Source organism: Paenimyroides tangerinum, from assembly GCF_003865405.1.
GTDB classification, from domain to species: domain Bacteria; phylum Bacteroidota; class Bacteroidia; order Flavobacteriales; family Flavobacteriaceae; genus Flavobacterium; species Flavobacterium tangerinum.
Map to the genome: position 1 here is coordinate 19,497 of NZ_RQVQ01000021.1, position 13,767 is coordinate 33,263.

General features: G+C 30.5%; 11 protein-coding genes. 8 read left to right on the forward strand and 3 right to left on the reverse strand.

Annotation, left to right across the window (positions count from 1 at the left end; all coding sequences use genetic code 11):
- The first annotated feature begins 23 nt into the window (after positions 1 to 23).
- Positions 24 to 2,513 (forward strand): DUF5686 and carboxypeptidase-like regulatory domain-containing protein, encoded by a 2,490-nt coding sequence (locus tag EG240_RS10245; protein ID WP_125019308.1) that lies wholly within the window; start codon positions 24 to 26, stop codon positions 2,511 to 2,513.
- A gap of 94 nt (positions 2,514 to 2,607) precedes the next feature.
- A complete protein-coding gene (locus EG240_RS10250) occupies positions 2,608 to 3,129 on the forward strand; it encodes an inorganic diphosphatase (RefSeq protein WP_125019309.1) in 522 nt (173 codons plus the stop codon).
- Between the two features lie 33 nt (positions 3,130 to 3,162).
- Here EG240_RS10250 and EG240_RS10255 read toward each other — a convergent pair whose 3' ends face one another.
- Positions 3,163 to 3,669, reverse strand: a complete 507-nt coding sequence (locus tag EG240_RS10255) for a hypothetical protein (protein ID WP_125019310.1) — start codon at positions 3,667 to 3,669, stop codon at positions 3,163 to 3,165.
- A 155-nt stretch (positions 3,670 to 3,824) separates the two neighbouring features.
- Here EG240_RS10255 and ubiE point away from each other — a divergent pair, with 155 nt between their 5' ends.
- Complete coding sequence (ubiE, locus tag EG240_RS10260; protein ID WP_125019311.1) at positions 3,825 to 4,553, forward strand: bifunctional demethylmenaquinone methyltransferase/2-methoxy-6-polyprenyl-1,4-benzoquinol methylase UbiE; 729 nt, start codon at positions 3,825 to 3,827, stop codon at positions 4,551 to 4,553.
- Between the two features lie 3 nt (positions 4,554 to 4,556).
- Positions 4,557 to 5,276, forward strand: a complete 720-nt coding sequence (gene porT / locus EG240_RS10265) for a type IX secretion/gliding motility protein PorT/SprT (RefSeq protein ID WP_125019312.1) — start codon at positions 4,557 to 4,559, stop codon at positions 5,274 to 5,276.
- Positions 5,277 to 5,317: 41 nt separating this feature from the next.
- Here the strand turns inward: porT and EG240_RS10270 are convergent, their stop codons facing one another.
- A complete protein-coding gene (locus EG240_RS10270; protein WP_125019313.1) occupies positions 5,318 to 6,040 on the reverse strand; it encodes a TrmH family RNA methyltransferase in 723 nt (240 codons plus the stop codon).
- Between the two features lie 152 nt (positions 6,041 to 6,192).
- Between EG240_RS10270 and tamL the strand changes: the two genes are divergently transcribed.
- The 3 genes from tamL to accD are packed head-to-tail and all read left to right on the forward strand — an operon-like array spanning position 6,193 to position 10,763.
- Entirely contained in the window at positions 6,193 to 8,754 is a 2,562-nt protein-coding gene (gene tamL, locus EG240_RS10275; RefSeq protein ID WP_317127011.1) for a translocation and assembly module lipoprotein TamL, read from the forward strand.
- 55 nt (positions 8,755 to 8,809) lie between these two features.
- The gene (gene fbaA / locus EG240_RS10280; protein WP_125019314.1) at positions 8,810 to 9,877 is read left to right on the forward strand and encodes a class II fructose-bisphosphate aldolase; all 1,068 of its coding nucleotides are present in this window, start codon (positions 8,810 to 8,812) and stop codon (positions 9,875 to 9,877) included.
- Between the two features lie 31 nt (positions 9,878 to 9,908).
- Positions 9,909 to 10,763 carry an acetyl-CoA carboxylase, carboxyltransferase subunit beta gene (gene accD / locus EG240_RS10285; RefSeq protein ID WP_125019315.1) on the forward strand — a complete coding sequence of 285 codons (855 nt, stop codon included), beginning with the start codon at positions 9,909 to 9,911 and terminating at the stop codon, positions 10,761 to 10,763.
- 56 nt (positions 10,764 to 10,819) lie between these two features.
- On the opposite strand, the gene EG240_RS10290 is transcribed toward accD, so the two are convergent.
- Complete coding sequence (locus EG240_RS10290) at positions 10,820 to 12,067, reverse strand: ABC transporter permease (protein WP_125019316.1); 1,248 nt, start codon at positions 12,065 to 12,067, stop codon at positions 10,820 to 10,822.
- Between the two features lie 169 nt (positions 12,068 to 12,236).
- Here EG240_RS10290 and purH point away from each other — a divergent pair, with 169 nt between their 5' ends.
- Positions 12,237 to 13,763 carry a bifunctional phosphoribosylaminoimidazolecarboxamide formyltransferase/IMP cyclohydrolase gene (gene purH / locus EG240_RS10295; RefSeq protein WP_125019317.1) on the forward strand — a complete coding sequence of 509 codons (1,527 nt, stop codon included), beginning with the start codon at positions 12,237 to 12,239 and terminating at the stop codon, positions 13,761 to 13,763.
- Positions 13,764 to 13,767 lie beyond the last annotated feature (4 nt).

A 13,767-nucleotide genomic window follows, 5' to 3' on the forward strand; every position in this document is an offset into this window, starting at 1 on the left:
CCTAAACGTTGGAGTTTTTTTTTATGAAGCCACTTAAACAAACACTTATACATCTATTTTTCTTAATATTTTCACTTAATTTTTATGCACAAACTAAAGTTAGTGGAGTTGTAAAAGAAAATAATAACCAGCCACTTGCATATGTAAGTGTCTATTTTAAAAATTCATCTGAAGGAGTTATTACTAATGAAATTGGAAAATTTTATCTAGAATCAAATTCAAAACACGACACTTTAGTTATCTCTTATGTTGGATATGCAGATAAATTTATCTCTTTAAAATCAGCTTCAACACTTAATTTAAATATCGAACTCGAGGAAGACAACACGCTTGAAGAAATGAAAATCTATGCTGGAAAAACTTCAAAAAAAGACAATCCAGCTATTGATATTTTACGCAAGATTTGGGCAAATAAACGTAAAAACGGACTTTATAAATACGACCAATATCAATATTCAAAATACGAAAAAGTAGAATTTGATATGAATTCTATTGACAGTGCTTTTATGAAAAATCGCATTTTTAATGGAATGGAATTTATTTTCAATCATGTTGACACTTCTTCAACTACAGGAAAAACTTATCTTCCCATTTTCATCAATGAAAAAGCTTCTATGATTTATGGCGATAATATAAAAAAAAGAAAGAAAGAATTATTAAAAGGGAATAAAAACTCTGGGTTTGAAAACAATCAACACATAATTTCATTTATTAATGATTTATATGTTGATTATAATATCTATGACAATTATATCCGATTTTACGACAAAGATTTCGTAAGTCCACTTTCAACAACGGGTATAAATGTTTACAATTATGTTTTAGCTGACAGTACTTTTATTGGAAATAAATGGTGTTACAACATCGTTTTTTATCCAAGAAGAAAAGGTGAACTTACTTTCAAAGGAGATTTCTGGGTTAATGATTCAACTTGGGCAATCAAAAAAATAAATTTAGCAGTAAGCAAAGGTGTAAATATCAACTGGGTAAAAGATATTTATGTAGAACAAGAATTTGAAGTTTTTGACGACTCCGTCTTCTTATTGACAAAAGACCACATGATGACGGATTTTAGCATTAGCAAAAAAGACGAATCTAAAGGTGTTTATGGGAAAAGAACTACTTATTACAAAGATCATCAATTCAATCTAAAACGTCCAGAAAACTTCTACACTAGTGAAATCAACACTTATGATGAAAATATAATGGCTCGTGACGATGCCTTTTGGGAATCATACCGATTTGAACCTCTTTCTGAAGAAGAAATGGGAATCTATGAAATGTTAGATGCGCTAAAAGAAAACAAAAGATTCAATAGTTACATGAATTTAGTAAGTGTACTATCTAGTGAATATATCCAGTTTGGAAATTTTGACTACGGTCCTATTTTCTCTTCTTTAGGATTTAATGATGTTGAAGGAACAAGAATCAGAGTTGGCGGAAGAACCTATTTTGGCCCAAATGATTATTGGCGTTTAGAAGGTTTCCTTGCCTATGGTATTAAAGATGACAAATTCAAGTATGGAATCTCTGCAAAATACATGCTAAACAAAAGAAATCGTTTCATGATATATGCTGGAAATCGTAGAGATGTAGAACAAATTGGAGCAAGTTTATCGCCAATTGTTGATGTACTTGGAAGAAGTTTTGCATCGAGTGCTTTATTTGCAAGTGGAGATAATTCAAAATTATCTAATATCAATACAAGTACGGCAGGTTTAGAAATCGAACCTGCTAAAAATTTAAAATTTTCAACGTCTTTAAATTACAAAACCTTAAAAACAGCTTCACCAACATTTAGTTTAGATTATTTAGATTTAAAAACTGGAACTATTGAACAACAATTAAAACAATCAGAAATAAATTTATCTGTTGATTATACTCCAAAAAGAAAATATATTGGATATGGAGTTGACCGAATTGATGTAAATTATGATTATGCAAGATTATTCGTGAATTATAGTTTAGGAGTAAAAGGAATGCTTGATGGTGATTTTGATTACAAGAAAGTTCAAGTTTTCTATAAACATCCATTTTGGGTTGGTGGATTCGGAAGATTAACACCTATTATTGAAGCAGGAAAAACATTCGGAACCGTTCCATTAGGATTAATGAGCGTAATTCCTGGTAACCAATCGTATTTTAGAATCGAAAACGCATTTAGTCAATTAAACTATTACGAATTTGTTACCGATACGTATGTCACTTTACATTTAGAACATAATTTCGAAGGGCGTTTATTTTCTAGAATTCCTTATGTTAGAGATTTAAATCTTAGAGAAATCATCGGATTTAGAGGAGCTTACGGAACGGTATCAGATGCAAACAAAGCAATTAACGCTTCAAACATTCATTATGTAGCGCCAACTGATAAAATATATTACGAATATTATGTTGGAGTTGGAAACATCTTCAAATTAATAAGAGTTGATTTTACTTGGAGAGGAAACTATTTAGAAAATCCAGGAGCTCATAAATTTGGAGCAAAAATTGGTTTCGGATTTCAGTTTTAAGACTATTTTCACAGATAAAGTTGTAATAATTTGGATTTTAGCTTACTTTTGCATCCAATTTTTTTGACAATTAAATATTACACATAAAAGCATTATGGCAAATTTTGAAAAATTCGATGCATTTATCGAAATACCTACTGGAAGCAGAAACAAATACGAATTTGATTTTGAATTGAAAAAAATGCGTTTCGACCGTTTATTATTCTCTTCAATGATGTATCCAGCAGATTACGGATTCATTCCTGAAACTTTAGCTTTAGATAACGATCCATTAGACGTTTTAGTTTTAGTAACAGAACCAATGATTCCAGGATTAATTGTAGAAGTAAAACCAGTTGGTGTTTTCTATATGTCTGACGATAAAGGACAAGACGAAAAAATCATTTGTGTTCCTACAGGAGATCCAATCATGAATAAATTAAATGACTTAAAAGACGTTAACGAACACAAATTATTAGAGATCGAACACTTCTTCCAAGTTTATAAAGATTTAGAAAAGAAAAAAGTAGAAACTAACGGATTCGGAGATAAAGCAGCTGCAATTGCTTTAATCGAAGAATGTCAAGCTCGTTTCAATGCTTTAGACGCTGAAAAACAAGCTTCATTCGCAATCTAAAAATACCAAGCCAGAACAAAAGTTCTGGCTTTTTTATGAATATTGCACTAAAATATTTATCAAAAATACGATTCCGATTGGAATAGAAAAATAAGGAATCAAATTAAAAAAATCACGAGCTCTCAAATTATAAAGCAAAAAAGCATAACAAAATAAACTCAAAAATAACAAATACAAAAAATAAGCATTGTAACAGTGATAACCAATAAAAACACTATCAGAAAATCCACTATCCTTATTTACAACCTTCACAAAAACATTATTCTGCAAAAATTTATTTTTCTCTAAAAAATAAGAGTTATTAGAATTACCATTCAAGGTTTTAGAAACATTTGTATTTCCATAAAAAACAAGCTTATCAAACTTGATAATAATTTGTTTTTTACTTTTTCTTCCATCAACTCCTCTAGAAGTAATTTTATCAAGAAAAATTTCGGTTTGCGTTTTAGGAAAAGTAAAATCTGCAACTAACAAAAATATATTTAGAACAGCCAAAACATTCACAAACCACAAAGAATATTTATTAATTTTCTTTTTCATATAAATTAAAATCATTTAATTGTTTGCTAAATAACAATAAAAAACTCAACACAGAAAATCCATACTAAAATAGTTATTATATATCAGTAGAACAATCATGAAAATTAAATTTCCTTTTTAAGAATTCCTTATATTTGTAGAAATTAAAAAGGAAAATGTCAAAACAAATCAATCCATATAAAGATTCTAACTTGGGTAAAAAAGAACAAGTTGCCCAAATGTTTAACACCATTTCTGGTAATTACGACAACTTAAATCGAATGATTTCGTTAGGAACAGATCAAGGTTGGAGGAGAAATGTATTGAAAATGGTTGCTGATAAAAAGCCGAATTCTATCTTAGATATTGCAACTGGAACTGGTGACATGGCGATTTTTTTATCTAAAACAAATGCAAGCAGAATTGTAGGTTTAGACCTTTCACAAGGAATGCTTGATGTTGGAAAAGTAAAAGTAAAAACTTTGAAATTGGACAAACAAATCGAAATGATTTTGGGAGATTCAGAAAATTTACCTTTCGATGACAACACTTTTGATGCCATAACAGTTGGCTTTGGTATTAGAAATTTCGAGACTTTAGAAAAAGGTTTAGCAGAAATTTTAAGAGTGTTAAAACCGAACGGAATTTTTATTATATTAGAAACTTCAGTTCCAACTAAATTTCCTTTAAAACAAGGATATAATTTTTATACAAAAGTTGTGGTTCCTTTTATGGGAAAAATGTTCTCTAAAGATCAACAGGCGTATGAATATTTATCAGAATCTGCAAAAAACTTTCCTTTTGGGGAAGAGTTAAACAATATTTTGAGAAAAGTTGGGTTTAAGAATGTAAAGCATCATCCTCAAACAATGGGAGTTGCTACAATTTATGAATCATCAAAGTAAACTATGAAAAAACTAATTGTAATTGCTTGTCTTTTTATTTCGGTAACAAGTGTTGCTCAAAATATGTTTGGAAAAAATCCATACAAAAACCAACAAGAAATGGATAAACAAAGAGTTCATTGGGGATATTTTCTTGGTTTCAACACATATAATTATAAAATTAATTATACAGAAGGTTACCAAATTAAAAACAATGGACAAGAAATTCAAGTAAATACAACTGGTGGATTTAACGTTGGTTTTATCACCAATTTGAGATTAACAGAATATTTAAGCTTACGCTTTGAACCTGGATTATATTACGGAAAAAAAACACTTTTTTTTCCACAACTAGCAGAAGGAAATAATTTATCTAAAATAAGAACAATCAATTCAACTTACATAAATTTTCCGCTTTTATTAAAATTCTCAGCGATGAGAACTGGAAATATTCGTCCGTTTGTACTTGGTGGTTTTTCTCAATCTTTAAATTTAGGAAGTAATCAAGATTCTAAAGACGATAATTACGCAGGGAAATTTCGTGTAAAAAAATGGAGTTCTAATTATGAACTTGGTTTAGGAATCGATTTCTATTTCGAACATTTCAAATTCACTCCATCAGTACGTGGCTCATTCGGAATTGGCGACGAATTGGTAAGAGACCGAAATGCACAAAGTCCATGGACTGGAGGTATTGAATCGATGAAAACAAGAGCAATCTTAGTCAACTTTACATTTCAATAAAAACATAAAAAAAGCTATATCAAAACGATATAGCTTTTTTGTTATCTTCTAAATTCGCTCAAAGTAATTGCTGTTGCTGTAGCTACATTTAAACTTTCTGTCGCTTGTAAAGTTCCAAATCTTGGAATTGAAATTCGATTGCTTACCAATTTTTCAATTTCAGCAGAAATTCCATTTGCTTCATTTCCCATTACAATTATTCCATCTGTTGCTAATTTCTCATTATAAATATTTTCTCCATCCATAAAGGTTCCATAAATAGGTAAATCCGTTTGTTCGAGATATTTTTTTAAATCAACATAATGAATATTAACTCGAGTAATAGAACCCATGGTTGCCTGAACCACTTTCGGATTATAAACATCAACCGTTGTTTCGCTACAGATTAAATCAGAAATTCCAAACCAATCACAAAGTCGGATTATAGTTCCTAAATTTCCTGGATCACGAATATCATCCAAAGCAACTTGCAAACCTTCCGTTTTTGGTTGTGGTAAAGCTGGAATTTCAAAAACTGCCAAACAAGTATTTGGATTCGTTAATGCAGAAATTTTCTTTAAATCGGATTCAGAAATTTGACTTATTAAGTTTGGTTGAACACCAAAGTCAAAATCTTCTGTTGAATAAATATGAATTAATTTCAAATCTGATGCAATAAGCTCTTGAATCACTTTAATTCCTTCAGCGATAAATTTCTGTTCAATCTCACGAAATTTCTTTTGTTTCAATTGACTGATTTGCTTTATTTGATTTTTACTTATCATATTTTCTATTTAATATTAGGCAAATTTATAAAGTAAAACTCATAATAAATAGAAACAAAACAAATAATGTTTTTACAATATCATAATCTCGAAAAAATAGAATCTTTTGGTAAACAAAAAATTGTATTTTTACATTCTATTTTATTACGACTTTGAAAAAATACATCTCTAAAACAGCAATAGTTATCATTTCAAGCATGATTTTGTATTCTTGCTCTTTGACAAAAAGAGTACCAGATGGCGAACAACTTTTAATGAAAAATGAGATTTCAAAAAATGGCAAAAAGGAATCTTCTGATGCCATAAAAGGTCAATTATACCAACATCCAAATTCCAATTTATTTGGGATGAGAATTCGTTTGCAATTATATAATTTAGCAAAGGTTAATGCAGACTCTTCATATAACGCTTGGTTAAAAAGAAATCCAAATACCAATCGTTTTTTAATTTCTGTTTTGTCAGAAAAACAAACCGATCGTTTAGGAAAGTCGTTTTTAGTTTCAGGAATTAGCAATTCTTTGAAAAATCTTGGAGAAAAACCGGTTCTTTTGAATGAAGATCAAGCAAAAAAATCAACATTACGATTACGAAATTACTATTTCAACCGTGGTTTTTTCAACACTAAGGTGGATTATAAAATCGACTCAATTAAACTTAAAGAAGCTAAGGTTGATTACACAATTACTACAGGCGAACCGTTTTATATTGATAGTTTATATTCAACAGTATATTCTAAAGATTTAGAAACTTTGTATAATTTGAATGAAAAACGCTCATTAATCAAACTAAATAAACAATATAACAGCGCAATTTTAGACGAAGAGAGAGAGCGAATTACAACATTATTTAGAGATAATGGTGCTTACGATTTTCAGAAAACATTTATTAATTATGAGATTGATACAATTGGAAAAAATCACAAAGCAGACATCAACCTAATAATCAATGACAAAACAGTAAAAACAGGTGATTCTTTAATAAAAGAACCTTTTAAAATATATACACTAAGTAAAGTTAATGTTTACACATTAAACAAAACCGCTAGCAATCGAAGAATGTTAACGGACACGATTGATTATAATGGAGTTAAAATTTTAAGTGAAGGTCCTTTGAACTATCGCCCTAAAGTTTTAACAAATACCATTTTCTTAGAGCCAGAAACAAAATATAGCGATAGCAGAAGATTATTAACTTCTCGTTCATTAAGTAATTTACGAGTTTTCAATTATCCATCAATCGAATTTGTAAAAGATCCAGCAGATAGTACGGGACAATCCTTGATAACTAACATTACTTTAGTTCCAAAACAAAGAGCGGTTTTTAGACCATCTATAGACGTAACACATTCAAACATTCAAGATTTTGGAATTCTAGGAAGTCTAAACTATGATTTCAACAATGTTTTTAAAGGAGCTGAAATTTTAAGTGTTGGTGTTCGCGGAAGTATTGGTTCGTCTGCAAGTAAATATAGAAGTGTCGAAAATTCTTTTTTTGACATCTTAGAATATGGAGCCGATGTTAAATTATCCTTTCCTCGATTTGTATTCTTCACAGATACCGATAAAATTCTACCTAGAAGAATGTTTCCAGTTACCAATATAAGTTTAGGATTTTCAAGTCAACAAAATATCGGTCTTGACAAAAGAAACTTAACTGCTGTTTACAACTACAATTGGAGTCCACGCAGAAGAACAAATTTCAATTTGGATTTATTGAATTTACAATATGTTCGAAACTTAAATCCTGGAAATTATTTTAATGTTTACAAATCTTCTTACAATACATTAAACGCAATTTCAAGAGGTACAGATACTAATCCAAATTATTTAAACAATCAAGGAAATTTGGATATTGGTAATGATGGCCCTGATCATTTTATACAAGACGTTTTAGCTGGAGACACAACAATTGCAGATAATTCTCCAGAATACAAAACGGTAAGTAGCATTAATGAACGAAAAAATAGACTTACTGAAAACAACTTAATACTTGCGTCAAACATTACATTCACGCAATCGTCAAGAACAAATATTGATGACAATGAGTTTTTTATCCTTAAAACTAAAATTGAATCAGCAGGAAATATAGCAAGTTTACTTTCTAAACTTCAAAAAAACAACATTCGCGAAGACGGTTCAAAAACTTTATTCGACGTAGCCTATTCACAATATATAAAAGGAGAAGTTGATTTTATAAAATACATAGATTTAGGCAACAAAAAAATTATAGCGTTTAGAGCATTTGGAGGTATTGCAATTCCGTACGGAAATTCAAAAAGCATTCCCTTTTCTCGAAGTTATTTTGCCGGAGGTTCAAATGACAACCGCGCATGGCAATCTTATCGTTTAGGACCAGGAAGTAGTGGTGGAATAAATGATTTTAACGAAGCAAACATGAAATTATTATTTTCTGCAGAATATCGTTTTAATTTAACAGGAAAATGGAACCTTGGTTTATTTGCAGATGCAGGAAATATTTGGAATGTTTTAGACAATGTTCAAGACGATGCAATGAAATTTAAAGGATTTGAATCTTTAGAAGAAATTGCTCTTGGAACAGGACTTGGAATTCGCTACGATTTAGGTTTTTTTGTAATCCGTTGTGACGTAGGATTTAAGACTTACAATCCAGGAAAATCTCCTGGTGAAAGATGGTTCAAAGAATTTAATTTAAGCGATGCTGTTTTAAATGTAGGAATTAACTATCCATTTTAATAAAATTACTATTTTTGTAAACATTTAAATTAAACAAAAAAAACACAACTAAAATATGGCACATAACATTAAACCTGGAGTAGCAACAGGTGATCAAGTTCAAGAAATCTTCAGATATGCAAAAGAAAAAGGATTTGCTTTACCTGCAATTAACGTAACAAATTCTAGCAATATCAATGGTGTAATGGAAACAGCAGCAAAATTAAATGCTCCTGTTATCATTCAGTTCTCTAACGGAGGAGGATTATTTATGGCTGGAAAAGGTTTGTCAAATGAAAATGAAAAAGCAGCTATTGCAGGATGCGTTTCTGGTGCAAAACACGTACATGAATTAGCAGAATTATACGGTGCAACTGTAATTTTACACACAGATCATTGTGCAAAAAAATTATTACCTTGGATTGATGGATTATTAGATGCAAGCGAAAAATTCTTTGCTGAAACTGGTAAACCATTATTCTCTTCTCACATGATTGATCTTTCTGAAGAACCAATCGAAGAAAACTTAGAAATCTCTAAAAAATATTTAGAGCGTATGAGTAAAATGGGAATGACTTTAGAAATTGAATTAGGAATCACAGGTGGTGAAGAAGACGGAGTTGACAATTCAGATGTTGATTCTTCAAAATTATACACACAACCAGAAGAAGTAGCTTACGCTTACGAAGAATTAATGAAAGTTTCTCCTCGTTTCACAATCGCAGCAGCTTTCGGAAATGTTCATGGTGTTTACAAACCAGGAAACGTAAAATTGACTCCAAAAATTTTAGACAATTCTCAAAAATTTGTTGAGCAAAAGTACGAAACTACAGCTAATCCAATTGATTTTGTATTCCATGGAGGATCAGGTTCGACATTAGAAGAAATCAGAGAATCTATTGGTTACGGAGTTATCAAAATGAATTTAGATACCGATTTACAATTTGCTTTCACAGAAGGTGCGAGAGATTACATGGTTTCTAAAATAGATTATTTAAAAACACAAATTGGAAATCCAGAAGGAGAAGAACTTCCAAATAAAAAATATTATGATCCACGTAAATGGTTACGCGAATCAGAATTAACATTCAACAAACGATTAGAACAAGCTTTCTCTGATTTAAACAACGTAAACACGCTGTAATAAAATCGCTGAAGCTATTAAAAATTAAAATATGGCTTGGTTTAAAAGAACTGAAAAAGGGATTCAAACCCCAACTGAAGATAAAAAAGACACACCAAAAGGTTTATGGTACAAATCTCCAACAGGTAAAATTGTTGATGCAGATGAACTTGCTGCAAACTTATGGGTAAGCCCAGAAGACGGCTACCACGTTAGAATTGGAAGTAACGAATATTACAAAATTTTATTCGACGACAACAAATACACAGAATTATTTGAAAAAATTGTATCAAAAGATATTTTAGATTTCGTTGATACAAAAAAATATACAGATCGTTTAAAAGAAGCACAAAGCAAAACCAAATTGAAAGATGCGGTTCGTGTTGCTGTAGGAAAATCTAAAGGAGCTGATTTAGTAGTTGCTTGTATGGATTTCGCTTTTATCGGTGGTTCAATGGGATCTGTTGTTGGAGAAAAAATCGCAAGAGGAATTGATTATTCAATCAAAAATAAAATTCCTTTTATGATGATTTCCAAATCTGGTGGTGCACGTATGATGGAAGCTGCTTTTTCTTTAATGCAAATGGCAAAAACTTCTGCAAAATTAGCTCAATTAGCAGAAGCAAAAATCCCTTATATTTCTTTATGTACCGATCCAACTACTGGTGGAACAACTGCTTCTTATGCGATGTTAGGTGATATTAATATTGCTGAACCTGGAGCTTTAATCGGATTTGCGGGACCTCGTATCGTAAAAGACACAACAGGTAAAGATTTACCAGAAGGTTTCCAAACATCAGAATTTTTATTAGAGCACGGATTCTTAGATTTTGTTACACATCGTAAAAAATTAAAAGATAACGTTAATCTATATATCGATTTGATTTTAAATCGTCCAGTTAGATAAAATAAAAAAAGCATTTTCAAAAACGAAAATGCTTTTTTTTATAGAATAATCTGAGTTTACATTCCAGAACGAATTGCTTCAACCGGATCCAATTTAGAAGCTGAAAGCGCTGGTAAAATCCCTGAAATCAAACCAATAAAACTTGCTAAAGACAATCCGATTATTACATTCGTAAAACTTAAAACAAACTCAAATGAAGATAATGACGTTACTACAATCGCAATTAAATAAACCAAAACTACACCGACCAATCCTCCGATAAAAGAAAGAATTACGGCTTCGAATAAAAACTGATATAAAATAAAATGATTCTTTGCGCCTAATGCTTTTTGTATTCCGATAATATGTGTTCGTTCTTTAACCGAAACAAACATAATATTTGCAATACCAAATCCTCCAACCAATAAAGAAAAAGCACTAATAATCCAGCCAACTAAATTTAAGCTACCTACAATATTATCGATAAATTGAGTCAAACCGGCAAATTCGTTTAAGAAGAAATTATCGATATCCGAAGGTTTCAACCCTCGAAATGTTCGTAACTTTAAAGTAATATCATCTTTGAAAATATCAGAATCAAAACCTTTTTTTGGCTTTGCAACGATCACTGGAGTAAGATAATTACTATTCTCTCCATAATATTGTCTTAGAAAATTTGATGGAATAAAAACCTGCAAATCTTTTGATTGTCCAAATGAAGATGAACCTTGTTTTTCTAAAACACCTATGACATCAAATCGTTTTCCATACAATCGAACAGTTTGACCTATAGGATTTACATTCGGAAACAAAACTTCTGCTATTTCATAACCTAAAACAATTACTGAACTTCCAGATGCATCTTCACTTTCATTAAAAAAACGCCCTTTTTCGACTTTTATATTATCTATATATTGGTAATCAAAACTACAAGGAGAAATCGAAACATCATTTGCAGTTGCGAATTCTGACTTTATATTTTGCGAATTGGTAAAATAATTAAAAGAAATACGGTCAATACTAGCTACATTTCGTTTTAGATAATCATATTCATCATATTTCATATCTGGAAATTGTTCTATTTTCCACTTTGGAACATCAGTTGGTGAAAAAGAATATTGAAAAATGTTTAACATCGAGTTATCCATTCCTGCTAAATCTTTACGAATTCCTTTATCCATAGAATCTACTGCAGCCAAAACAGCAATAATCGAAAAAATCCCGACTGTAACTCCCAAAAGAGAAAGCAAAGTTCGCAATTTATTTGTTCGCAATGCATTGAGTGCAAACAATAAACTTTCTTTAATTAGCTTTAAATAAATCATTCAGATTGAATAGAAATTGATATAAATATAAGTAGAAAAACAAGAGATATTGTTACAATAAATTTGTAAAATATTTTTAAGTATGAATATTTGAAAATCAATTCATTTTTTTTTTATTTAATGAATAACAAATAGTAATTTTGCATCTTAAACACAAGACACAACTATAATGACAACAACTAAAAAGATTCAATCTGCATTAATATCAGTTTTTGATAAAAATGGTTTAGAACCAATCGTAAAAAAATTACACGAGAACAACGTAGTTATTTATTCTACTGGAGGAACAGAAACATTTATCAAAGATTTAGGTATTCCTGTAGTTCCTGTTGAGGACGTTACATCTTACCCATCAATTTTAGGCGGACGCGTTAAAACTTTACATCCAAAAATTTTTGGAGGAATTTTGAACCGTCAAGACCATGAAGGTGATGTACAACAAATGCAAGAATTTGCTATTCCTCAGATCGATTTAGTTATTGTTGATTTATATCCGTTTGAAAACACAGTAGCTTCTAAAGCACCAGAAGCTGATATTATAGAAAAAATTGACATCGGTGGAATTTCTTTGATACGTGCTGCTGCTAAAAACTTTAAAGATACAGTTATCGTTGCTTCTGTTGATGAATATGAATTATTCTTAAACATGATTACAGAAAGTAATGGTTCAACAACTTTAGAAGAAAGAAGATTGTTAGCTACTCGCGCTTTCCATGTTTCTTCTAACTATGATAGCGCTATTTTCAACTACTTTAAAACAGACGAAACAGTATTAAAAATCAGTGAAGCAAACGGTCAAACTTTACGTTACGGAGAAAACCCACATCAAAAAGGATTTTTCTTTGGGAATTTTGATGAAATGTTTACAAAAGTTCACGGAAAAGAGTTATCTTACAATAATTTATTGGACGTTGATGCTGGTGTAAAATTAATGGAAGAGTTTAGAAATGAAGCTCCTACGTTTGCTATCCTTAAACACAATAACGCTTGTGGAGTTGCACAAAAACCAACTATGGTTGATGCTTATTTAACAGCTTTAGCTGGTGATCCAACTTCTGCATTTGGTGGTGTTTTAATCGCAAATGGAAACATTGATGTAGCAACTGCAGAAGAAATAAATAAATTATTCTGTGAAATTGTAATCGCTCCTTCTTACGATGACGAAGCTATTACTATTTTACAAAGCAAAAAAAATAGAATTATTCTAATCATTAACGATGTAGAATTACCAAATAAACAAGTTCGTAGCTGCTTAAACGGAATTTTGGTTCAAGATAAAGATTATATCACTGACACAAGAGAACATTTAACTTACGTTACAAACTTAAAACCAACTGAAGAACAAATTGAAGATTTATTATTTGCATCTAAAATTTGCAAACACACCAAATCGAATACAATTGTTTTAGTAAAAAACAAACAATTATGTTCATCTGGAACAGGACAAACATCACGAGTTGATGCTTTAAATCAAGCAATTGAAAAAGCAAATTCTTTTAATATTGAATTAAAAGGAGCAGTAATGGCAAGTGATGCATTTTTCCCATTCCCAGATTGTGTTGAAATTGCTAATAATGCAGGAATAGCTGCTGTTATTCAACCAGGAGGTTCAATCAAAGATGAGTTAAGTGTTACTTACTGCAACGAAAATAATCTTGCAATGGTTACAACAGGAATTCGTCATTTTAAACATTAATTTG